This window comes from Shewanella sp. SW32 (genome assembly GCF_025653365.1).
In the GTDB taxonomy this organism is placed as follows: Bacteria; Pseudomonadota; Gammaproteobacteria; order Enterobacterales; family Shewanellaceae; genus Shewanella; species Shewanella oncorhynchi.
On sequence record NZ_JAKKSJ010000024.1, the window covers coordinates 1 to 23,427 of the forward strand.

26 protein-coding genes are annotated in these 23,427 nt (G+C 43.1%); 2 read left to right on the top strand and 24 right to left on the bottom strand.

From position 1 onward, the window contains the following. Nucleotides 1-239, top strand: a 239-nt coding sequence (locus L5M28_RS14915) for an integrase core domain-containing protein (RefSeq protein WP_263148774.1), incomplete at its 5' end; no start/stop codon positions are given. A 302-nt stretch (nt 240-541) separates the two neighbouring features. Here L5M28_RS14915 and L5M28_RS14920 read toward each other — a convergent pair. The 4 genes from L5M28_RS14920 to L5M28_RS14935 all read right to left on the bottom strand — a co-directional run bounded on the left by L5M28_RS14920 (nt 542) and on the right by L5M28_RS14935 (nt 3,204). Continuing rightward, nucleotides 542-742, bottom strand: coding sequence for a helix-turn-helix transcriptional regulator (locus L5M28_RS14920; protein WP_263203746.1), 201 nt, complete (start codon nt 740-742; stop codon nt 542-544). Between the two features lie 11 nt (nt 743-753). Next, nucleotides 754-963 (bottom strand): helix-turn-helix transcriptional regulator, encoded by a 210-nt coding sequence (locus L5M28_RS14925; RefSeq protein WP_263203748.1) that lies wholly within the window; start codon nt 961-963, stop codon nt 754-756. 112 nt (nt 964-1,075) lie between these two features. Then, entirely contained in the window at nt 1,076-1,921 is an 846-nt protein-coding gene (locus L5M28_RS14930; protein ID WP_263203750.1) for a hypothetical protein, read from the bottom strand. After that, a complete protein-coding gene (locus L5M28_RS14935; protein ID WP_263203751.1) occupies nt 1,921-3,204 on the bottom strand; it encodes a tyrosine-type recombinase/integrase in 1,284 nt (427 codons plus the stop codon). The genes L5M28_RS14930 and L5M28_RS14935 overlap by 1 nt, the downstream gene beginning before the upstream one ends. Nucleotides 3,205-3,722: 518 nt before the next feature. Here L5M28_RS14935 and L5M28_RS14940 point away from each other — a divergent pair. Beyond that, nucleotides 3,723-6,737, top strand: coding sequence for a UvrD-helicase domain-containing protein (locus L5M28_RS14940; protein WP_263198580.1), 3,015 nt, complete (start codon nt 3,723-3,725; stop codon nt 6,735-6,737). A 64-nt stretch (nt 6,738-6,801) separates the two neighbouring features. On the opposite strand, the gene L5M28_RS14945 is transcribed toward L5M28_RS14940, so the two are convergent. The 20 genes from L5M28_RS14945 to flgG form a co-directional block, all read right to left on the bottom strand. Then, nucleotides 6,802-7,089 carry a hypothetical protein gene (locus L5M28_RS14945; RefSeq protein ID WP_113940804.1) on the bottom strand — a complete coding sequence of 96 codons (288 nt, stop codon included), beginning with the start codon at nt 7,087-7,089 and terminating at the stop codon, nt 6,802-6,804. Nucleotides 7,090-7,097: 8 nt separating this feature from the next. Beyond that, complete coding sequence (locus tag L5M28_RS14950; RefSeq protein ID WP_263198582.1) at nt 7,098-7,532, bottom strand: pilus assembly protein PilZ; 435 nt, start codon at nt 7,530-7,532, stop codon at nt 7,098-7,100. Nucleotides 7,533-7,566: 34 nt separating this feature from the next. Next, nucleotides 7,567-8,487: a flagellar motor protein MotB gene (locus L5M28_RS14955; RefSeq protein WP_263203754.1), complete on the bottom strand. Its 921-nt coding sequence runs from the start codon at nt 8,485-8,487 to the stop codon at nt 7,567-7,569. Then, the gene (motA, locus tag L5M28_RS14960; RefSeq protein WP_113940807.1) at nt 8,487-9,344 is read right to left on the bottom strand and encodes a flagellar motor stator protein MotA; all 858 of its coding nucleotides are present in this window, start codon (nt 9,342-9,344) and stop codon (nt 8,487-8,489) included. Before motA ends, L5M28_RS14955 begins: the two co-directional genes overlap by 1 nt. A gap of 23 nt (nt 9,345-9,367) precedes the next feature. Next, nucleotides 9,368-10,084: an RNA polymerase sigma factor FliA gene (locus L5M28_RS14965; RefSeq protein ID WP_263203755.1), complete on the bottom strand. Its 717-nt coding sequence runs from the start codon at nt 10,082-10,084 to the stop codon at nt 9,368-9,370. Between the two features lie 11 nt (nt 10,085-10,095). Further along, entirely contained in the window at nt 10,096-10,563 is a 468-nt protein-coding gene (gene fliL / locus L5M28_RS14970) for a flagellar basal body-associated protein FliL (protein WP_006083378.1), read from the bottom strand. A 16-nt stretch (nt 10,564-10,579) separates the two neighbouring features. Then, on the bottom strand, nt 10,580-11,764 hold the full coding sequence (locus L5M28_RS14975; RefSeq protein WP_263203757.1) for a flagellar hook-length control protein FliK: 1,185 nt from the start codon (nt 11,762-11,764) through the stop codon (nt 10,580-10,582). Next, on the bottom strand, nt 11,754-12,080 hold the full coding sequence (locus tag L5M28_RS14980) for a hypothetical protein (RefSeq protein WP_113940811.1): 327 nt from the start codon (nt 12,078-12,080) through the stop codon (nt 11,754-11,756). Before L5M28_RS14980 ends, L5M28_RS14975 begins: the two co-directional genes overlap by 11 nt. Further along, nucleotides 12,049-12,429 (bottom strand): flagellar export chaperone FliS, encoded by a 381-nt coding sequence (fliS, locus tag L5M28_RS14985; protein WP_113940812.1) that lies wholly within the window; start codon nt 12,427-12,429, stop codon nt 12,049-12,051. The genes L5M28_RS14980 and fliS overlap by 32 nt, the downstream gene beginning before the upstream one ends. A gap of 13 nt (nt 12,430-12,442) precedes the next feature. Then, nucleotides 12,443-13,789 (bottom strand): flagellar filament capping protein FliD, encoded by a 1,347-nt coding sequence (fliD, locus tag L5M28_RS14990; protein WP_113940813.1) that lies wholly within the window; start codon nt 13,787-13,789, stop codon nt 12,443-12,445. Between the two features lie 302 nt (nt 13,790-14,091). Continuing rightward, complete coding sequence (locus tag L5M28_RS14995) at nt 14,092-14,910, bottom strand: flagellin (protein WP_113940814.1); 819 nt, start codon at nt 14,908-14,910, stop codon at nt 14,092-14,094. A gap of 220 nt (nt 14,911-15,130) precedes the next feature. Next, nucleotides 15,131-15,934, bottom strand: a complete 804-nt coding sequence (locus L5M28_RS15000; protein ID WP_113940815.1) for a flagellin — start codon at nt 15,932-15,934, stop codon at nt 15,131-15,133. A 216-nt stretch (nt 15,935-16,150) separates the two neighbouring features. After that, a complete protein-coding gene (locus tag L5M28_RS15005; RefSeq protein WP_006083386.1) occupies nt 16,151-16,963 on the bottom strand; it encodes a flagellin in 813 nt (270 codons plus the stop codon). Nucleotides 16,964-17,107: 144 nt separating this feature from the next. Beyond that, a complete protein-coding gene (locus L5M28_RS15010; RefSeq protein ID WP_263197063.1) occupies nt 17,108-18,121 on the bottom strand; it encodes a hypothetical protein in 1,014 nt (337 codons plus the stop codon). A 12-nt stretch (nt 18,122-18,133) separates the two neighbouring features. Next, nucleotides 18,134-19,051 carry a flagellar hook-associated protein FlgL gene (gene flgL, locus L5M28_RS15015; RefSeq protein ID WP_263197064.1) on the bottom strand — a complete coding sequence of 306 codons (918 nt, stop codon included), beginning with the start codon at nt 19,049-19,051 and terminating at the stop codon, nt 18,134-18,136. 11 nt (nt 19,052-19,062) lie between these two features. Then, entirely contained in the window at nt 19,063-20,436 is a 1,374-nt protein-coding gene (gene flgK / locus L5M28_RS15020) for a flagellar hook-associated protein FlgK (RefSeq protein WP_263197065.1), read from the bottom strand. After that, a complete protein-coding gene (locus L5M28_RS15025; RefSeq protein ID WP_263203759.1) occupies nt 20,433-20,840 on the bottom strand; it encodes a rod-binding protein in 408 nt (135 codons plus the stop codon). Before L5M28_RS15025 ends, flgK begins: the two co-directional genes overlap by 4 nt. Beyond that, nucleotides 20,840-21,952, bottom strand: coding sequence for a flagellar basal body P-ring protein FlgI (locus L5M28_RS15030; protein ID WP_113940820.1), 1,113 nt, complete (start codon nt 21,950-21,952; stop codon nt 20,840-20,842). Before L5M28_RS15030 ends, L5M28_RS15025 begins: the two co-directional genes overlap by 1 nt. A gap of 14 nt (nt 21,953-21,966) precedes the next feature. Continuing rightward, complete coding sequence (gene flgH, locus L5M28_RS15035; RefSeq protein ID WP_113940821.1) at nt 21,967-22,629, bottom strand: flagellar basal body L-ring protein FlgH; 663 nt, start codon at nt 22,627-22,629, stop codon at nt 21,967-21,969. Between the two features lie 10 nt (nt 22,630-22,639). Beyond that, nucleotides 22,640-23,425 carry a flagellar basal-body rod protein FlgG gene (gene flgG, locus L5M28_RS15040; protein ID WP_006083393.1) on the bottom strand — a complete coding sequence of 262 codons (786 nt, stop codon included), beginning with the start codon at nt 23,423-23,425 and terminating at the stop codon, nt 22,640-22,642. Between the last annotated feature and the right edge of the window lie 2 nt (nt 23,426-23,427).

Consider the following 23,427-nt stretch of genomic DNA (forward strand, 5'->3'; position numbering starts at 1 on the left):
GTCGTCGCGGGAATTGTTGGGATAACGCACCAATGGAGCGTTTCTTTAGAAGTTTGAAATCTGAGTGGATACCCGCCAATGGTTATGGGAATTTTACAGAAGCAGATAAAGAGATCACAAATTACATCACTGGATATTACAGTGAGACCAGACCCCATCAATATAATGGTGGGTTAACGCCAAATGAGTCAGAACGTTTATATTGGAATGACTCTAAAATCGTGGCCAATTTTACTTGACCACTACAAAGTGAGTTATGTTCATTGATACAAAAAGCTTGTTTAAGCCGCTTTACTTTAGGTTTATTGAATAGAGTTTGATAGATTTTATTGGTCATTGTAATGTTCTTCTGTTTGACATCTAGTTCGTTAGGCGGCGATATATTCTTTAATATCCGCCTAACTTAGCTACTTTTCAGGCTCTGGTTTCACTGTTCGTCTGAGGTTGAAGGCTTTTTAGGGGGTTATTCTCTGTATTGTTATTGCTTCAAAGTGTGTCAGCCGCATTGATAAAAAAAGCAGGCCTAAACCTGCTATTTCATTTATCTGTGTGATAGCCATTCATGAAGATCTTTAAAGCGCCAGCATGAACGTCCATTTTGAATTAAGGCGGGTGGTGGGAATTGCCCTGACTTAATTCTTCTGCCTAGTGTGGAGCGGCTAACTCCCAACAGTTTTTGAATTTCAGGTTTTTGAACTAAGCGGTTTTGTTCTAGATACATTGCTAGATGCGTATTTTGCATTTTAAACCTCCCTAATTAACGGCTTGGCGTGATCCGACCCATTCGGTTAATTCAGATAAAAGCCAGCCAACAGAAGTACTCTGTGGATAGAGCTGCCTGCGTTTAGGGAAAAGGCCTCTACGCTCAAGTGACCATGCAGTAGTACGTGAAATTGAGGTGATTGATTTGCGTTCCGCTTCACGAACGATGCGGTCTGTAGATGGTTGATTTAATAAGTTCATGCTCACTCCCGTTTAAGTCTGTTCGGGAGTGATTGTGGGAGAAAATAATTGGCAAAAAAAGAGGTCCTACTGAGCAGGACCTCTTTTTAACGGCACTAATACATTGTTTTTATTAAATATTGCACTTTAGCGCACTTTTAATCTTTTGCATTGTGTAAGCTGCATTTAAAGCCTGCTGTACTGCAGAAAGACTCGGTTTCGGTGGTTGCAGAAGATTGTTAGGCTTCTTAATACCTTTAAGCCATGAATTGATAGTCGCGTGCTCGGGAGATCTACTGACAAATTTAATTAATGATGGGATGTTTTTGTTGTCTCCTTTTTGGGAGAACTCCCTTAATAAGCTATAAATAGCTCCTCCCAACATTAATTTAGGTGTATTAGACAATGATTGATTTTGATATATATGATTAGCCATTTCGCAAACTAATTGTTTGACAGGGTCAATGGCTTTAGCTTTTGACTGACCACCTCTTTGCGGTTGAGTGACTTTAGTCGTGTAACCAGCATTGGTATATCGGTCAGTTATGGCTAATGAATCATTGCTACCTGCGTAGTAGCCAATATGAAAGACTGTCTCAATAATTATATCTACCTGCTTTAACGCCTCTGCACCACCTTCTTTTATAACTGCAGTTAACTGATGATGTAAGGTCTCCGCTTGCCTCATAAAAATGTTTGTGTTGTCGATGACTAACCCTAGTTGCGAGGGTTGATGTTTAGATGCCCTCTCGGCATAGAGCTCATTGCCACTTGACCTCACTTCATTGGCCCTGGTTCCTACTAACTTAATAATCCCAATCCCCGGAGCGTCACTACCTTTGATAAGGTACAATTGATTTTGTTCTTCTTCAGAAAAGGTGTCGTCGACCAATTTCAACATCTCTGACACCATTTCTGGTAACAGTATTCTCTTTATATCATCAACACGGTTCATTTTAACTTTCAAGGGGATTTTCATTAAAAACCTTTTGTTCTGGCTTGCTTTAACATGACAACATTACTTGAGTCTGAACGTAAAAGTTCCAACCTGTCTAACCACAACTCGAGGGCTTGGAGCTTTTCGGGTAATCTTTGACTTCGATTATAAATGCCTCCAACACCTTGTATTGTGTGCCCTAGCATCAATTCAACAATATGAGGGGCCACTCCCAAATCATTCATTCCAGTGGCTACGGTACGTCGTAGGTCATGTAATCCCCATTGCTTCTCGTGGCCAAGTTTTCGATAAATCCCCCCACCCCATTGACTCACTGCAGTATCAGTCTTTAATTCACCAAGCATAAAGCCATTTCGACTATTCGATACTAACTCCATAAGCCATGGCTTGAGCCTCTCAGGAATAGGTCGCAATATCTCACCACTCAAACCATTTTGCTGGTCTTTGATTCGATTTTTATTGTTCTCAGGAGGGACTGTCCAAATCATTCTTTCAAAGTCCCATTCGCTGATTCTAGACAATCTAATTTCTTGAGTTCGGCAACCAAATATAAGTAGACACGTTATTAACTCTTTATAGTATGGCAGTAACTTCCCGTCCTCTAGCCAGCACAACAGATCTACTAGTTCTTTTGAACCAGTATCACTCACTAGGCGCCTAGACCTCTTAGACTGCGCACGCGCGCCGATACTTTCAAAATCGATTTCAAAAATGTCAATATTGACCTCGTGCCCTCTTTTTCTAGCATACTTCAATGCCTGTTGGACGTTTCTCAAAACATATCCAGCTGCTACGCCATATACTTTTGCTCTAGCTTCAAAACAGTTAATCCAGTTATGTTTAGTTATCTGAGATAGCGGAAGTTGGCCAACATTAGGAATAATCCATTTGTTAAATTGTTGCAGATGTGTTTTTGAGTTTTTCCGATTCTTTTCCGCGTAGTTATTAATCCATAGTAAAAGCGCATCTTCAACCGTTAGTGGTTTCAAACTCTCTTGGCGCTCTAGATTACGTTCATTTTTAGGATCTTTTCCTTCAGCAAGCCACTTTCTGCATTGTTCTCGATCTTTTCTTGCTGCTGCCAAAGTCAAATCGGGATATCTCCCTAAGACTAGGGTCAATGGATTTGATTCCCTTCCACCTAATCTATAGCGAAACTGCCACTGTAAATTATTGACAGAAGATGTTTTTGACGGAGAGACACGAATGCTCAACCCATCTCCATCGCTGTATGACTTAGGTTTATCATGAAATGTAGAAAGCAGTGCCTTTAGCCCTCTATCACTAAGTTTCTTAGTTGCCACACCCACCTCTGAGTTACACACCGAGTTACACACATATCTTAGTATAAGGGCAAACAGAATAGAACATAAACAAACAAAAAATAACACAACCATCAATAATATCAATATGTTAATAATCAGCAGCAACCAGTTGCGAACAGAGAAAAACACCAACTTAATTAATACGGCATGAATTAATCCGCAAGGATTAAGCTGTTGTATTGAAAAAAGAAAAGGCCTGAAGAGATTCGGGCTTTTTTGCTTTCTGATACACCATTTTCTAATGTAAACCTTTCTAATGCGCGCCCTTCTTATGCACATAGTTACACAGTCACCATCATGCTTGGTTTGCCACGCCTCTCACGCCAACTAAGATATCATTCACCAATACAATGCACTTAGCTGCTCTAGCGACCAAAATCAATAAATAATCCATACAGCCCATAGCACAACCTTGACACGAGCCATCGGGTTTTAAGTTATAATGCATTTAAAAATCAGTCTGTTAATTCTAAAACTTTTTAGCCGTAGGTTTTACATTGTCATTGACTCACTCTGAACAAGATATCAAACACAGTTGGTTTGGCCGTTTCTTTATTGGCAAAGCTGATGCGGTAAAACTCACCACGAGTGGTATTAGCATTAATCGCACTAAAGGCGGCTTTTTTGCTCACTCTCGCAGCACTAACAAAGTAGAAGCTGACGAATGTTTTACCTGGCAACAGCTAGATTTCCCACCATTTTTTACCTTAAGTCCACTAGGTTATCTACTCGGTTTCACAGTATTAGGCAAAGCCTATCAACTGCCTTTTCTCAGCTATTTTGCACAGCATCAATTTAGCAATCAAATCGCACAGTATTGGGCAAATGCCAATGGGCCGCGCGTTGCTGAGTTAATGGCGAAAGTGGATAAGACACTGACACGCACTTATTTACGTGAATCACGTTTAGAAATGATACAAGCCAGAGTCGCGCGCGAATACCAGCGCTGGTTCCCTTGGTGTGAAAACCTGCCATTGTCTGCACATTTACACACAGTGTTAGCGAGGCTTAAGCAAATCCACCGCTGGACTCGCGCCGATATAAAGCAGTTGCGTGAAGATTACATTCAGTCTCAGCTCGTTAAATTTGCTGACTATTTTGAGCATGTAGAATCTAATCCCTTAACCGAAAAACAGCGCCGAGCTTGTATTATCGATGATAACAATAACTTGTTATTGGCAGGCGCAGGCACAGGAAAGACCAGTGTGATGGTTGGTCGAGCAGGATATTTGCTTAAGAGTGGTCAAGCAAAAGCCGATGAAATATTGCTATTAGCCTATGGCCGTAAAGCGGCTGACGAGATGGATGAGCGGATTAAAAATAGGCTCGGTACGGATGATATCAAGGCGAGCACCTTCCACAGTTTAGGCTCAAAAATTATCGCCGACGTTGAGCGAGCAAAACCGAGTTTGTCCCCTTTAGCGGAGGATGACAAAGCCAAAGAGCTGTGGGTGCACAATATCCTTGAGACTTTGATTGAAGATGAGGCTTACCGTAAACAACTTTTCGAATATTTCAGCCGTTTCTATTATGTTGAAAAAAGCCCGTTCGAGTTCGATATGGAAGGCGAGTATTTTCAATACTTGAATGATAACGATATTCGCAGTCTTAAAGGTGAGCGAGTCAAAAGCTTTGGTGAGCTCTACATTGCCAACTGGCTATTTAGCAATGGCATCGAATATGTCTATGAAGCTAAGTATAAGCATGATGTGCGCAGTATTGATTTTCGTCAGTATCAACCCGATTTCTATCTGCCTGAATACCAAATTTATCTTGAATACTATGGTATTGATGAACACCAGCATACCGCTCCTTATATCGATAACCAGAAATACTTGGAATCGATGGCATGGAAACGCCAGCTACATCAACAGCATGGCACTAAGTGTGTTGAGCTATTTTATTACCAACATAAAAAAGGGTTGTTAATCAGTAAGCTTGAGCAAGCTTTACAGGTCTTTAAAGTACAATATGCGCCCTTACCCGATGAAGCCATACTAGCAACCCTACATGAACTTGGCCGCATGACCGAATTGGCAAAAATGTTTAGTCAGCTGATAGGGCTGTATAAAGCGGCTTGCCTTGATGAACATGGGCTTGAGGGTGTATTTGCTCGCGCCGCCGATGCTCAGCAGACCCGCAAGGCATTCGAACTGCTTGAGCCTATACTCACGCGCTATGAGCAGCATTTAGCAATAAATGGCGACATTGATTTTGAGGACATGATAGGCAAAGCGTTGACGTATTTACAACGCGGGCAATTTATTAGCCCGTGGCGTTTTATTATGGTGGATGAGTTCCAAGATATTTCAGAACCACGTGCCCGCTTAGTGCGTGCCTTGAGGGATTCCTGTGCCCCTCATTCTAAAGCGCTGGCGTCTTTATTTTGTGTCGGGGATGACTGGCAGGCAATTTACCGTTTTAGCGGTGCAGATGTAAGTTTAACCACGCAATTTAGCCAATATTTTGGCCCAACAGCCCAAAGCTATTTGGATCTGACTTTTAGGTTTAACAGTAGTATTGAGCAAGTTGCCACTCAGTTTGTCACCCAGAATCCCACGCAATTGAGGAAGGACATTCGCTCCCTCATGCAGGTCGCCTACCCTGCAGTCTCAATATTACGCCGCGGAGAAAACGAGCAGTCAAACCTAAATGAACCAAGCCCAAATGCACTGGAACAAGCATTAACGGCCATTAGTGCAAGGATAAGCGCTAGAAGTGACAAACTTAACAGCGTAGCAAGCGTCTATTTACTGGCACGTTTTTGGTTTCAGCTACCCGATAAAACCCAAGTAAACCAACTCAAGGCTAAGTACCCTAACTTGAAAATTGAATGCCAATCTTTTCATGCTTCTAAAGGGAAAGAAGCCGATTATGTGGTGATCATGGGGATGAAGACGGGAATGCATGGCTTCCCTTCAATGAAAGTCACTCCTCCGATACTAGATGCATTTTTACCAAAAACGGAAGCGTTTGAATTTGCAGAAGAACGTCGACTGTTTTATGTCGCGTTAACGCGGGCAAAACACCGCGCCTATGTGATTGCCGATATGACAGACGTGAGCCCATTCGTCACCGAAATGCTTACAAAAGGCTACGCAATTGAACAAGATGAGTTCAGCACCTCTTTAGTACAAAGGTTATTTGAAGACATAAAATGCGTGCGTTGTAGCACGGGAACGCTTAAGCCTAGAACGGGAAAATTTAAATCGTTTTATTCCTGCTCACATTTTCCCCTTTGCGATCACAAGGAAGAAGGTTGTGAGCTCTGTGCTAGCCCAATGACCCGAACACGCTTTGCTGGCTTTAAGGTATGTTTGAATGAGAACTGTGGCCATATAGCGCCACTTTGTAGCCTCTGTGGTGGCGATATGCAGTTAAAGGATGGTCGATTCGGCCCCTTTTGGGCTTGTCGCAATTACCGCGGGCAAAACCTACCCAGTTGTACGAATAAACTAAACAAGGCCAAGTTATCGCTCCCAAGCGAGCGACCCCAAAAGCATGTGAGCTAGATGCAAGAATGCTCAACAAAAGCCTATAACAATGAGTAGCAACTCATTTTTATAGGTAGGGAATTTAGAGTAAAAAGAAGAAATAAACAACGAGGAAAAAAGAGCTGAGTGCACCAATAACCACTGGGTAAATGAGATAAGCATCTTGCGCTCTGGCAGCACGAATAAAACATAAATGAGCCAGAAAATAATTATAGATAAAAATCATAATTGAAATCATAACACCATGGCTAAAGCGTAATGTATTCATATTGAGTGCAACAATAATAAGCAATAGCCAATTCAGCAGAATAAGATACAGAAAGACCTTCTGTAATTTATCCGAGCCGTTTCGATGAAAAGATGCAGCCATTGCATATCCTATATTTTCGCCCGTAGTCTAATTGCATCAATCAAGTTCTGGACTTCAGCTTTATCACGATAAATCCAGCGAGCGCCTAAGAACTTCAATCGACCTTTAATCGTGTGTTCTCGAGTTACCTCACATAAGACTCGTGTTTGCTCAAGTTCAATATAGAATCTCCTCCCTACTGATAGTGGTTCATTGCACAAAATCCCAACACCGCCAATGCTAATATCTTTTATATTTGCAGTTCCAATCGGTGTAATAACAAACCAGCAAGTTGTTGATAAATTTACTGTCAGGCCATCGCATGCAAATGCGAGTGGCGCTCTTTTATTTCGTCTCAGGCTAAATCTTTGATGAGTTCGACGATTATCAAATTCAATAATCTGATACTCAGGGGTCGCTTCAACTTCATCCTCAGAATGTACAAACTCTTCATACAGATTCATAGTCATCCCTAACAAATGAGAGCAGGTATTAACACTAGCGAGTGTTTGCTTGGCGCTTAATTTCGTTGATTGTAACGCCACTTGGGACTGTATCGATCGGAGCGCCAATCATGCCTCTTAATAACTGTTCAGCAGAGGAGGTTAAAATAAGCGCCTCAATCCGACGATTAGCCGCCGCAGCAGTATCCGAAGTGATGTAAGGAACCTGATCAGCCATACCCGTCACCTGAATAACCTGATCGCGTTTAACCCCGCCACGCTCAAGCACTCTTCGTGCTAATAGTGCTCTTTCACTCGATAATTCCCAATTAGTAAATAAACTGCCCGCATAAGGCGTTGAATCCGTATGACCAGAAATAACCATGCTATTAGTTATATTTTTTAAAATAGGCCCTAAAGATAAAAGTAATTCTTCAAAATAGGGCTGCATCTGTGCACTGCCCCGCGTAAACATAAATTGATTCACATTATCGTGAATTAAGATGCGTATGCCTTGAGGCACAATCGTCACGGTAATATTTTCAGCCATACTTGAGCTTTGAACGACTCGATTCAATTCTCTGGCGAGCACAGTTAATTGCGCCTGAGTATCAAATTGCCCAGGGATGAGCGCACCTTCCTCTAATCCTTCTGACTCCGAACCTCTAGGCATAGAATTGGAAGGTATGATTGGAGGGCCAATAGACATATTGCCTTCTAAATCAATAATTGAAGATGACTGACTTAGCTCAAATGGATTCATTGGACCAGTGGGATTCATATCTCCACGTAAATACTGCACTATCATGGTTCGCTCTTTTTGATCAGCGATTTGCATGATCCACAGCACCATAAAGAGCGCCATCATAGCAAGCGTGAAATCGGCAAAAGCGACTTTCCACGCACCACCATGCCCATGATTACGCTTTCCTCGCTTTCGCCGCTTGATAATAATCGGCTCATTTTTATGGAGCATTAGCTTCTCTGCCCTTCCATCCAACGTTCTAACTCGATAAATGAAGGACGATTTTCACTTTGTATTTGTTTCCGTCCCGCATCAATAGCCATCATTGGTGGTTTACCTTTTGAAAAGGTCACTAAAATAGCGGCTATGCACCGAAGCTGTGCCGATTTACGATCAACCAGATGTTCTAATGCCTTTGACATTGGGTCAAAGAAACAATAACACGCGAAAATACCAATAAATGTACCGACTAATGCCGCGGCAACTTTGACACCAATCATAGTAATTGGGCCATCAATATTAGACATAGTAATGATAATACCGAGAACAGCAGCTAAAATACCAAAGCCAGGCATAGCCTCTCCCACCTTACTAAAAGCTTCCGATGGTCGTAATCTGTCCTCTTCTATTCGATGAATCTCTTCTTCTAGGATATGCTCTAAGTCATGGGGAGATATTTTCCCAATAGACTGCACTCGTAAGTTATCAATTAAAAACTGTAAAACATTTGGGTGATTAAGCACGGCTGGGTACATTAGAAAAATAGAGCTCTGATGAGGATTTTCTAAATGTTCATCGAGCACTTTTAAGCCTTGAGATTGGATCTGAGCCATTAAAGTGCCCATCAAAGGAAATAACTGAGGATATAATTCAGGATCTTCCTTGCCCTTATTAAATAATTCTTTTAACTGCTCAAGCATTTCTTTTAATACTGATTGTGGGTTAGCAATAATGAGCGCTCCAACTCCGGCCCCCATAATGATTAAAATTTCAGCAGGCTGCCACAATGCAGACAAAGCCCCACCCGCCCAAACATATCCACCAAACACAGAAGCTAAAATGATTAACAGCCCAACTAGTTTACTCATTACGATCTTCTCACTTTTAAACTTTAGCGCTGCAATATTGTTTTTAACTGTGAAATAGCTGATTTATGCAGCTGGCAAATACGCGTTTCAGTCAATCCCAATGCCATAGCTATCTCTTTTAAATTCAGCTCATGATGATAGTAAAGCGACAGAATTAGCTGTTCTCTTTCATTTAATTTTGAAATAACTTTGATCAAAGTTTGCTTCAGCATTAACCGCTCAACATCATTACTTCTGTCTACTGGATGATCACCGCCCAATAGCAACTCATCTAAGCTTTTCATCGACTCTGCTTGCGTCGAGTATAAACGTTCCCGATAATCCTCCGCGCTCAGCCCAAGCGCACTGGCCACTTCGAGATCGCTTGGTTCACGCCCCATCTCTCGACTCAAGCGTCTCACCACGTCATTAAGCTCATGGGCCTGTTGTCGAACAGGTCTAGGGCGCCAATCCTGCCGCCTCAACTCGTCGAGTATGGCACCGCGAATGCGTTGCCCCGCGAAGGAAATAAATCCGTTATCCAGCTCGCCAGGATACCGACGTGATGACTCAAGCAAGGCCATCATGCCAATTTGCTCCATATCCTCGAGGGATAACATCACGCCGCAGTGACTGCGCATCTGCGACACGATACGTTTAATTAATGGCAGATATTGCCGAATAATCTGCTGTTCAGATTGGCGCTCTTCGACCGGATAGTCACAGGTTTGTTGATATGCAAGTTGGCCCGCTGTTGTCATGATAGGGCCTCTTACTGGATCACCATGCGAGTAAAGAGCACTTCATCAATATCCGACGGTAATTTATTATCAGACAGCACTTTTACCATCAATATCAGCGCCTCTGATTGTAAGCTGTCGAGCTGGTCTAAATGATTCAACTGCTCAAATGTTTTACGTGAAAACATCTTCATCATAGCGTTACGTATGAGTGGGTCAGACTCTAGCAAAACCGTTTTCATATTGGGATTATGGCTTTTTAATGACATTTCAAGCAGCATGTAATGGGGGTATTTATCCCCTGGAATCGATATTACAAACTTTTCTAATGGATAAAACTTTGCCACAGGTACAGGTTCGACTTCGGGTTCCGATGCAAAAAGCTCTGCTAGCTTCCAATCTCCACTACTTGTTCCAATCCAAAATGCACCTGCGGTCGAACTAATGAGCACAAGTAACGCTAAAATAATCTTTACTAAACGAGATTTTAAAATTGCCATTAAACGACTCCGGCACTTAAGCCAATAAATCTAATTGAGATTTCTCTCTCGTCATCACATAGGCTACATTGTCCGTTGCAGTTTCAGCCGCTATCGATGAGGAGAATAATGCAGTTTCCTGTTGATGCTGTTGCGATTCTCCTTGGCCAATATCGACATCAATTTGACCGCCATGATCCATTGCTAAATCCACTCTCAAACGATCCAAACCATTGAGTAATGCATCTCGAATTGCCGGATTTACTGCATGCATTTGCACCTGTAAACGATCGCCCTCTAAACGAATATTGAGCTCAATCTTGCCGAGTTCTGGCGGATCTAACCTTAATTCGGCTTTCTTAATATGTTGATCGACTTGGAAACGAAGATGCTCTCTTAAGGGAGTAAGGATCTCCTGAGAGTGCTGCGCTAAAGAAGCCATGGGAGTGAGAGATACGGGGCCCCATTGAGTAGCACTTGCAGCCTGCGTACCCGCAACCTGCTGAGATCCTATCGCATTAATATCTTTAGCTTCGTGCCCCCTAAGTTCTGCCAACACACGCTGAAACACTGACGAGTCAGATTTCAAATGCTCAAAATCCCCAGAGAAAGTTGCCAGCGTTGAATCCTGCGTAAATACGCCGCTCATTTTCAAGGATTCGCCACTCATGCCCACAGGCTGAGTACGACTTCCTGTTAGATCCATAGATGAGGTCATCCCTGAGCTAAATAGGATTCCTCTTTGATCTGTGGCTGAGAGCCCAATTAAAGACGCAGGAGTTCGACCTATCGGATCCGCTTTAACCGTTTCTACGGGAAAAATCACAGGAACAAACGGCGCGACAGCAGTCGGTGAAACGAGACTAGCCTGAGGCGTGGCGGCTAAGCCATCTTGAATAATAGGCACTGAGTTAATCTCAGTATTTAACAGTGACGGAGACAATCCCTGTGCAGCAGGAACTATAGACGCAAAAGGAGCCGAATCAATGAAACTACTATTAACATATTGATTTGAAAAAGTATCAGCATCTCTTTCTAAAGTATGTTCGGCATTCTGAGTCCACTGAGCTCCCTCTAACGGGAGAGGCGCTGCAGACAATCCGACTGGCAACCCCAATAAGGTAAATGACTCTGATTTATCTTGATCAACTGCACTTGCCACTTTAGTCGTCAAGCTGGTATTTGTGCCAACAGGACGAGTTGAAAGAAGATCAGAGATCATCCAAAGCTCCACTTACTTGTGTTAATTGATAGGCGGCTAAACCTGGTTGTTGCGCCTTAAAGCGACCCATTTCAGCGGCTAATTCATCACGAGCCAAGATCAACTCTTGTAGCACTTGGGAATGAACCCGCTTTAATTCTGCACGTGCCAATTTCTGCTCAATATCATGAGCCTCACCAGCCTGTTGCAGTGCTTTGATCAAAGCGATGTTCACTTTTCGGACGCTTTCCCAATCCTGAGCATCTGCATATTGGCGTAAAGCATTCGCAAAACGCGCCCACTGCTTAATTGAGATTTGTCCATCCTTCTCTGACATTAGTAATCACCTGAGTCACTGGAACTAGCGCTTCAGCACTGTTTTCGACACTGGCGCTGACAAGCTGACGGCTACAAAAGTCATAGAGACGATGTAAGCTCACGGCAACCTCACCACCATTTTCAAGGTCAAGCATAGAGTCCAAGCCATGCACGATATTAAGGCACTTATGGATACTCATTCCTTTCGCCTCAAACCTTTGGTATTCCATATGGCCAGCGGTCCGCTCTAGTTCTTCCAATAAACCATCAAGTAACATACGCACCATGTCATGGGTTGTTGCTGCCGCTACTTGTGCATCTAAAGCGGTTTGCTTGTAGGCATTAAATGGATCGTACTCATTTAACATTTTTTACTGCTTCCTATGAAAACAACTGACTTGCGGAATTAAACTGATTAATGGTGGATTCCATTGCCGTAAACTGGGTTAAATAAATCTGATACTTTTGATTCATTTGATAATCATGGCGCGCCATACTGTCATTCACACTTTTAATCTGCTTATTTAGCGCTTCCTGCTTTTGATCGATATAGCCATTGAACTGTGTAAAAGGTTTTAGGGTCTTTTCTATGCTTTTGATATAACTGTCAGGACCAGTAAACATGGCTTGTACTTTTTCTGGATCACTTTTAAAGCTATCGGTCAGCTTAGCATCATCAATTTTCAGTTTTCCGTCTCGTCCAATCTCAATCCCGATATCAGACAAACGCATGCCATTAGCAGCCGTTGCAAATACAGAATCACGTAATTTAGACTGGAGAAGGCGAATAGAGGTATCCCCCTTCAACACACCAATTTGCGCTTCACTCACTGCAGTGGTTTTGTCTTCCTTATCTTTATCGGAAGAGCCAGAGTCAGAGGTCTTAACGCCCATAGAACGAGTTAATTGATTAATTTGCGTCATTAAAGAATTAAATGAATCGACAAAATCCTTAACCGCTTTCTTATTCGCTTCAAAATCGTCTGTGACTTTAATCATGCTGCTTTCACCAGCCGCATGCACCTTGACTAATTCGAGGCTGACACCATCAACAACATTTTCTAGATAGTTACTACTGCTGGTAATACTGATACCGTTTAATGTGAGTTCCGCATCTTGTGCTGCACGACGTTCTGTCATGCCCCAATCGGCACCGTTAAACTCTACCTTCACTTGATTCGCGACACCCGATTCCTTTGAAGACAGCATAAATTCGATTTGGTTACCTGTGCGCACTAATGACGCTTGTACACCAGGATTACCCACTTGTTTATTGATCACATCGCGTAACTGAGACACAGAAATAGCCGCACCGCCATTAACCGTTGCCAAATCAATTTCCATACGCTTAGTCGGATCACTACCGACTTGAATACTGATAATGCCCGACGTTGGCAACAATTCACTTTCAGAGGAATAGGCTTTAGTCAGTTGATGCGCTTGCGCAAGTTTATGCACACTCAAATCATAGTTACCCTTAGGCGCATCAGATTTAACTGTCGCGGTCGCATTCTCGCCCGTAACCGTAGCAATTTTGCCTTTAGCTGCATCGCCACCCATTTCACTCAGCTTAGTGGCCATCTTCTTCATATTATTTTCGAGCAATGTATAGGCATCTAACTGTGTTTTGCTGGCAGTTAGCTTGCCTTTGTAAAGCGTATCTTTACCTGCGCGGTCTGCGCCAATCAGTTGCTGAGCAAATTGTGCTGCATTCATACCTGAAATCATGACTACCTCCACTCGTTCTAGAGCAAAACGCATGCCAAAAACAAGTTACTGTTTTTAAAGAAATTTAAATAATTAACTGGCCCAAACACAGCTAAATACTTCCGCATGGACACTTAAACAGGAAAACCATCTTCCACTTTGTGTTATCGAAAATTACCCACTAAAACATGAACCTTATAGGTTTCAATCTCGGGTTTAGCGACTACCGACCAATACATAAACCGTGGCTAAAATAAAAATGCCAGTCAGCGCAACTAACTGGCATTTTAGCCGTGACCAATGACATCACTTGCCCAATAACATTAACGCAATAGACCCATGACTAAACCCGTGTTCTGATTAGCTGAAGATAGTACCGTTGTACCCGCCTGAACTAATAATTGATTACGTGTCATATTGGCAGATTCAACCGCGAAATCGGCATCCATAATACGGCCGGCAGCGGCTTTAGTATTTTCAGTTACGCTGGCAAGGTTAGCCGCAGTATGGCCAAGACGGTTAATGTTGGCACCTAAGGTTGAACGTTCTGTCCCCACTTTAGCCAAGAAGGTATCAACAGCCCCGATAGCCGTATTGGCGGCTGCAGAAGTCAACAAATCACCAGTAACTGTCTTATCAATAGCACCTAAGGTAACTGACATTTGCTCTGCTCCATCCGAGCCAATCTGAAAGGTCACACCTTTGACGAGCACACCATCAGTAGCATCTTTAAATAAGTTATTACCCGCATAGGTTGTATTTTCTACAATACGGGTAATTTCTGCATTTAATTGCTTAAACTCATCATCCAACGCTTTTAAATCTGCTGTAGAGTTAACGCCGTTTGATGCTTGAGTCGCCAATTCTTTCTGGCGGTTAGCAATAGTCGTTAATTCTTCTAACGCACCATCAGCGGTTTGCAGCATAGAGGTCGCATCAGAAATATTGCGTGAAGCCGTTTCCATGCCCTTTACGTTAGCGCTCATGCGGTTAGCAATTTGCAAACCCGCTGCATCATCAGATGCGCTATTGATACGTAAACCCGTCGACAGACGCTCCATAGCATTAGTTAATAGATTATTACTTTTATTAACAGCACCTTGTGCAACAATTGACGCGTAATTAGTGTGAACACCTAACATATCAGCTCTCCTAGAAAAAACAGTTATCTTGGCTATGCCTGAATCCCGGTATAGCTCCATAACTAAGTAAGGCGACAGCAACAGCGCAAAACTAAAACTTATTTAAAAATAGATGGGATCACCTCTATAAAAACAGACTTAAATGGCATCCACAAAACGCCATAAAAAATGCCAGCAAGCTAAGCTTACTGGCACTTAAAACTAACTCAACTCGGCGTAATTAACGCAGTAGCCCCATCACTAAACCTGTATTTTGGTTAGCAGAAGACAGTACCGTTGTACCCGCTTGAACTAATAATTGATTGCGGGTCATATTGGCAGATTCAACCGCGAAATCGGCATCCATAATACGTCCAGCGGCAGCTTTGGTATTTTCAGTCACACTGGCAAGGTTAGCTGCAGTATGTCCAAGACGGTTAATGTTGGCGCCTAGTGTAGAACGTTCTGTACCGACTGCTGCGATGAAAGTATCAACAAGGGCAATTGCCGCATTCGCGCCAGTAGTTAAATCACCAGCCGCCAGCGCAGCATCATCTATGGCTGTTGTTGTAACAACCAATTTTTCACCCGTTCCGGCACCAATTTGGAAGGTAACACCAGCCTCCAACTTGGTGAATAAGTTATTACCGGCATAAGTTGTATTATCGAGAATACGGGTAATTTCGGTGTTTAATTGAGTAAACTCATCATTCAGAGCCGTTAAATCATCAGCAGAGTTAACACCGTTTGCCGCTTGAGTGGCGAGTTCTTTCTGGCGATTAGCAATGGTCGTTAATTCTTCTAACGCACCATCAGCAGTTTGTAGCATAGAGGTCGCATCAGAAATATTACGTGAAGCGGTTTCCATACCTTTAACGTTAGCGCTCATGCGGTTAGCAATTTGCAAACCAGCAGCATCATCAGATGCGCTATTGATACGTAAACCTGTCGATAAACGCTCCATTGCATTAGTCAATAGGTTATTGCTTTTGTTAACAGCACCTTGAGCAACAATTGAAGCGTAATTAGTGTGAACACCTAACATATGTAGTTCTCCATTAAATAACGAGCATTTGGGTTAGACCTGAGTTCAGGCATAACTAACTAAAGCGACTACACAAGCCCACAACTAAAATCGATATTTAAAAAATAGAGTGTATAGCACTGTAAAAACTAGACTGAAATGGCATGCACACCATAAAAAAATGCCAGCAAGCTAAGCTTACTGGCATTAAAACTAACACTGACTAACTGAATAACATTAGCGCAGTAAGCCCATCACTAAACCCGTATTTTGGTTAGCTGAAGACAGTACCGTTGTACCTGCTTGAACTAATAATTGATTGCGGGTCATATTGGCAGATTCAACCGCAAAGTCGGCATCCATAATACGGCCTGCAGCGGCTTTAGTGTTTTCGGTAACGCTCGCTAAGTTAGCGGCAGTATGGCCAAGACGGTTAATGTTGGCACCTAAGGTAGAACGCTCAGTACCCACAGCGGCTAAGAAGGTATCCACAAGGGCAATCGCAGCATTGGCGGTACCACCTGTTAAAGTACCTGCGACAGTTTTAGGAATTGCGCCTAATTTAACATCCATTGTTTCCGTTGTTCCGGCGCCAATTTGAAATTTCACGCCCGTACCAGAGGTCAATACACCAGTATCGAATAATTTATTACCGGCATAAGTGGTATTTTCTACAATACGCGTTATTTCGGCGTTCAATTGCGTGAACTCATCATTTAATGCCGTTAAATCAGCCGCAGAGTTAACGCCGTTAGAGGCTTGAGTAGCCAATTCTTTCTGGCGATTAGCAATGGTCGTTAATTCTTCTAACGCACCATCAGCGGTTTGCAGCATAGAGGTCGCATCAGAAATATTGCGTGAAGCCGTTTCCATACCTTTTACGTTAGCGCTCATGCGGTTAGCAATTTGCAGACCAGCAGCATCATCAGATGCACTATTAATACGTAAACCCGTCGACAAACGCTCCATAGCATTAGTTAAAAGGTTATTGCTTTTATTTACAGCACCCTGCGCAACGATTGAAGCGTAATTAGTATGAACACCTAACATAGTAGTTCTCCAGAAAATAACGATTGTTTTGGTTAGGCCTGAATCCAGGCATAACTAATTAAGGCGACATGAAAAGCTCATCACTGAAGCCAAATAGCTTATTTTCAAAAATTAAATAATCACACTTAGGGTTCGCTTCAAAAATTAGAGCAGCAGAGCGCTAACCTGTTCGCGGTTCGTATTTCCCTGCGCCATCAAAGATGTTACTTGATAGGCAAAAGGATAGGGTTGCATAAATTTATGCAAATGCTGGAGTTCAAATTTGGGCTGACTAGATGCGGTCAATTGCTTAACCTTCACCAGTAGTAAACGGTGGGATGCTTTAATATCATCAATTTGCACTGTGACTTTTTTATCTACCTTTGACACTTTAGCCAATGTCATTTTTAACTTTTCAGTATCCGTAAAATTCCATTCACGGGGATCCTGCCAACTAAATTTCTCTTCTAATGGTATATTCCTCGGCTCACCCGCGGGCAACCTTTGCCCTTCGCCGACCATTAAAATCCCCCCATTGAGCTTCATCCAAGTCTCATGCGGTGCTGTAAACACTGTGTCATTGGTCGATAAGCGGTCGATACTTATCCCAATCGAAGCTAAAACAGGCTCTATGATATCTTGTAGCTCTAAGCGATTTTTATTGGCAGGCAAAAGCAAATGCAATGTTTGCTTCTCTGTAAAAAGCGTAATCCGCTCATCGCGGTTCTTAGGTGATGTGAGATCGACTCGTCGGAACCTAAAAAAATGCAATGCCGCAGGCTGGGATGCTGAAATCAAATTCAAATGATGATCGAGTAAACGCTTTCCTTGGTAATAAGGCCTAATCTCGATTAATTGTCTTCGACACTCTTCCGCTTTATGTAATGCACCTTCAACAACTGTGTTTTTACTGAACAAGCAGGTTTGTAGCTGTTTGTTTAGTTGACCTAGGATACTTTTGGCTGAAATCAAGCTCTGTAACACCACTTGCGATGCACTAATATTATGTTGCTCTTGAGTCACCTTGGCCCAACGTCCATAGGCTTCCAATCTATGCTTAGGTATGGGCCTCGCTTTCGGTGCACTGCGGGGCGCACCTGATATCGGAGCAACATAATGAGACGTTACCGTCTGACTTTGACGTAACTGACTAAGTGACTCACCTATCCCTTTGATCATTTAACTCATTACCTACATATGATTGAAAAGGGACAGCTGGCTTATCTGTACAAAAGTTTGCTGGGTAATTTTTAATGCGGTTAATTTGACATTGAACTCGGCAGTGGCAGCGGCATAATCGAGCTCCTGCGTTTCACCTATCACTTGTTTACTAAACAACACCATTTCTTCATGGGAGCTTTTAACTAACGCGAGATTATTTTGCTTGCCACCGAAATCGGTAATAGCTGCACCTATGCTATCTAAGGTTTCACTTAACGCTGTTTGTATTCCACTCGCGGCCGCACTAAAAGCAGGATCGCTTGGTGATAAGCTTGGATCATTTAATACGTTAATATAGTCCATTGCTTGATTCAAAATATCTTGACCAGCATTGGAGAATAAAACTTTTTCGGCGGTGACATTAGCCGTAGTCCATGAAGAGCTAGACGTTTGTACCGTTCTCTCGCTAGTATCACCTTGATAGACGTATCGCCCAGCCGCATCCTTAACTACCGCAGCTTTCTCAATCGCGTTACCCGAAAACAGGTAATTACCCGACTCATCAGTGGCGTTAATATTATCCACTAACCCCTTTAAGAGTTCTTCCATTTCAGAAGCATAGGATGCTCTATCTTCTTTCGAGAGATTTGAGCTATTAGTGGCGATACTGATTTCCTTCATCCGCTGCTGCGTCTCAACCATACTCGATAAATAGGTTTCAGATCGGCTCATATTGGTACTTAAGGAATCGATATTTTTAATGTATTGCTGTACTAGTGCTAAATCGCGTTGGTTATCCATTACCCGAACAACACCAATAGGATCATCCGAAGGCGATAGTATTGAAACACCTTTAGAGAGCATTTGATTCAAACGTGCCACATCATAGGTCGTGTTCTGCAAACTGTTTAAATTGTTAGTGTATAAATTTTGCATTGTTACACGCATGAATAAAGTCCTTAAAAGCTACTAAGCATAGTTTGAAACAGTTGATCTGCGGTGGAAATCACCTTCGCATTTGCCATATATGACTGCTGATAGATGATCAAATTAATCCCTTCTTCATCGGGATTTACACCACTGGTACTCGCCCATTGGGACTGCGCATCTTTTTGCAAATCTACACTGGTTTTAGCAAATGAAATCGCTTGGCGAGAAGCAGAACCTAACTGGCCAACCTTGCTGGAAAAGGATTCAGCTAAGCTTGTATTACTGCCAAGGCTAGTAAAACTCAGCTCTTTATTCGCTAGCTGTACTAAAGCTTTTAAATTTGCGTTATCGCCTTGGGTGCCATCTTTACCAAAGGCAAGTTTATCAGGCGTAAAACCGGCCGTTAGAGATAAGCTTCCTCCTGGGTTATTAGCTTGATAAGTAAATAAATCCTGTGACGGTGTCGCACCATTTAAGTCAGTGCCAGAAGCAAGAATAGAATTAAACTCGGTCGCTAACATTACCGCTAATTCATCTATGTACTGTTGCGAATCCGCAAGCTGCATATCACGGTACGTAAGCAAGGCACCTAAACTGCCACCAGCGGTTTCATCAACATTAAACTGGCTAGCACCAAATTGGATAGTCACCAAATCGTTCTTAGGATTGGTGGGTTCGGGATTACTCGTTAACTTAGCGGCAGTATTTCCCGTCAATAGCGGCTCACCTCGTGCCAGCGAGATATTGACCATGCCTTGGCTATCTTCAACAACCCGAATATCTAAAATTGCAGCTAAGTCATCAATCGCAGCATCTCGACTATCTTGCAGTGCAGGGGGAATCGTTCCTGTCACACTCGCCGCCTGAATGTCGCGGTTGAAACTGGCAATAATATTTAGTTGTGAGTTGATCTCTTTTACGGATGAACCAAGCTGTCCATTGATCTGATTACGTTGCGAATCAATATTGTCGTTGATTGCATTCACTCTTTGGGCAACAGCTTTAGCCTCATTAAGTACACCTTGTCGATAGGCAATGAGATTAGGTTGTTCCATAGATGAATTGAGAGCAGCGAATAATTGATCTAGGCCTTTTGAGATATTATTCCCTTCGGCACCAAATACTTGTTCAGCCTGACGCAAATAACTACTTTGCACTTTAGAAAAACCAACAGCACTCGTGGTTTGCCATAACTGCGCGACTTCGTATTGATCAGAGATCCGCCTAACACCATCAACAAACACGCCCGCGCCGGAGCCATAAGCACCGCCACCAACCGAACTTAACATCACCTGCTGACGTGAATAGCCTGCAACCATAGCATTAGCAACGTTATTTGAGGTTGCATTCAATGCGGCCATGCTTGCCAATAAGCCAGACTTACCAATGTTCAACATGCTCATTTAAAATCCTTCACAACGGGCCGCATAATAAGTGCAGGCTGCATCGCTGTTGTTGTCATCTGTTGAGGATCAAAGGCGACCGGATCTTTCTCAGACTGAAATGAACGTGATAGCTGCTTGGTCATCACCTCAGCCAAGCCCATACCATTGACTTGGCTTAAACGACTTGCCAATTCCGCATCATGTAAATCTTGATACAGCCCATTATTACTTTTGGAAGTTAAAGGATTATCTTCATCGGCCATAGCGTCGGTGGCTGAGCGCATTTGCTTAAGTACCGTTTGCAGGAACTGCGCCTCAAATTGTTGACTGACTAATTTAAGTGCACCTTGCTCGCCATTCGCCTTAATCAAATCATCAGCATTCAGCTTATTTAAGTAACCGCCCGTATTTTCAACTTTCATTAAATCACCACCAAATCAGCTTCTAAAGAGCCCGCTTCCGCCAAAGCTTCTAGAATTGCCATCAAGTCCATTGGTGTCGCACCTAAGCTATTTACGGCACGCACGATTTCTTCAATTGCTGTGCCCTCGGGCCAAACAAACATACGTTTGTTACCTTGCTCGACCAATACTTGGCTATCATTAGTCACCACGGTTTCCCCTGCGGCATTACCAAGATAAGCGCCATTAGGCTGGCTCACGTTTTCACGTTCAACAATAGTCACTGTCAGATTGCCATGGCTCACAGCGGCTTTACGAACCACAACATCTCCCCCTAATACCACTGTCCCCGTACGGCTATTAAACACGATTCTAGGTGAACGTCGGCCTTGGTCAATCTTGAGTTCTTCAAGCATTGACATAAAAGTCACACGCTCTCGATTCGACTTAGGCGCGTGTATCAGGACCTTGGCATGATCTTGCGCACGCGCAACATCGGGGCCAAATAGTTCGTTAACAGCCCGTTCGATATTTCGGGCGGTTTTAAAGTTGGGATCCTTAAGGTTTAATATGATGTCTTCATTATCACTAAAGTTACTTTTGATTGGTGCCTCAAGTAAGGCACCATTGGGGATAGTGCCAACAGTTGGCACATTCACAGTCACAGATGATCCATTACGACCGGCGGCAGAAATACCGCCAACCACTAAGTTGCCCTGCGCTACCGCGTAAACCTCACCATCGACAGCCCTAAGAGGCGTCATTAATAAGGTTCCGCCCTGAAGACTTTTTGCATCACCAAGGGATGAAACCGTCACATCTAAGGATTGTCCTGGGCTCGCCAGAGAAGTAATAGTCGCATGCACAGCAACGGCGGCGACGTTCTTTAACTTAGGATCGGTTTTATCATCAATCTGTACACCAAACTGTTTAAGCATATTGACGACAGATTGACTGGTAAATTTAACTTGAGAGCGGTCACCCGTTCCATTTAATCCGACGACTAAGCCATAACCCACGAGTTGGTTATCACGCAGACCTTGCACATCGACAATATCCATCAAGTAGCGGCTTTGCTCTTCCGCTTGCAGTGTACCAGTAGCCAAAAGTAACAATAATAAACAACGTAGCATCAAAATATCCTTTGCTAGAGCGGGAACCATGGACTATTGAAATAGCGAGAAGCCCATCCCATAGCATTACTGTCGGCAATGGCACCTTGACCACCATAGATAATTCGGGCATCGGCAATACGTTGCGACGATATCGTATTGTCATTACCTATATCATCAGCACGTATAATGCCAAGTAAGCGTAAATACTCATCGCCCTGATTCAATCGCAGCCATTTTTCACCACGTATCAACAAGGTACCATTAGGTAAAACCTTAGAAACAGTTACAGTGATTGAACCTGATAACTGGTTTTGCTGTGTACTTGAGCCTGCACCATTAAACCCTCTCGAAAAAGAGGTTTTACCGTCAGCATTGGCCGTTTTATCACCAATATTGCCCGCAAGTCCCATACCCATATCTTGTTCTTTGTTGGTCTTGGTATCCGCTTTCTTACTCGAATAGGTTTTTTCATCTAACGCGACGGTTAAAATATCGCCCTCACGGAAAGCACGTTTATCCTTAAAAAGTGTCAACATGAAACCGGGACGATAAAGACTGCCATCCTTTGCATCTGGCAGGCTGTAGTCAATCTCAGGCGGTGCCCACTCTTTAGTGCCAGGTTTAGTCTCCTTATCTGGAATATGCGACATACAACCCGATAACAGTGCAAACCATAAAAACCATAACCAACGCATGATTGCCTCTCTAAACCGATTGATTGAGGAACTTGAGCATATCGTCTGAGGCTGACACAACTTTGGCATTCATCTCATATGCTCTCTGCGTGGAAATCATTTCGACCATTTCCTCCACCACGTTGACGTTTGCGCCCTCTAGCGCACCCTGTCTTAAAGCACCTAAAGCTTGATCACCCGCCACACCTTCAACCGCCACACCCGATGCAGCAGTTTCACGGTAAAGGTTGTCACCTCGAGCTTCTAACCCTGCTGGATTAGTAAAGTTAACAAGCGTGATTTGACCTAAATCTTGAGGTTCAGCTTCACCCGCCATTTTCGCTGTGACAACACCATCGTTAGCAATGGTAACGGTTAGCGCATCTTCAGGGATCACGATATTAGGCACTAAAGGTAAACCTTGTGACGTGACCATCATGCCTTCACTACTGCGATAAAACTGACCGTCACGGGTATAAGCAAGATCGCCATTTGGCTCTTCTACTTGGAAAAAACCATGACCTTCGATCGCTAAATCCAACTGCTGACTGGTATTTTGCATATCCCCAGTAGTGAATATTTTTTGAGTACCAACGACTCTCGTTCCTGCACCTAATTGCAGACCCGATGGCAGATTATTCAGTGCATCAACCTGTCCACCTGGCTGACGTTGAACCTGATAAAACAGATCATTAAACGCAACACGGTCACGCTTAAAACCTGTGGTATTCACGTTTGCCAAGTTGTTGGCAATCGCAGTCATTTTCGTATCTTGTGCTGTTAGGCCGGTTTTACTTACCCATAACGCTGATTGCATAC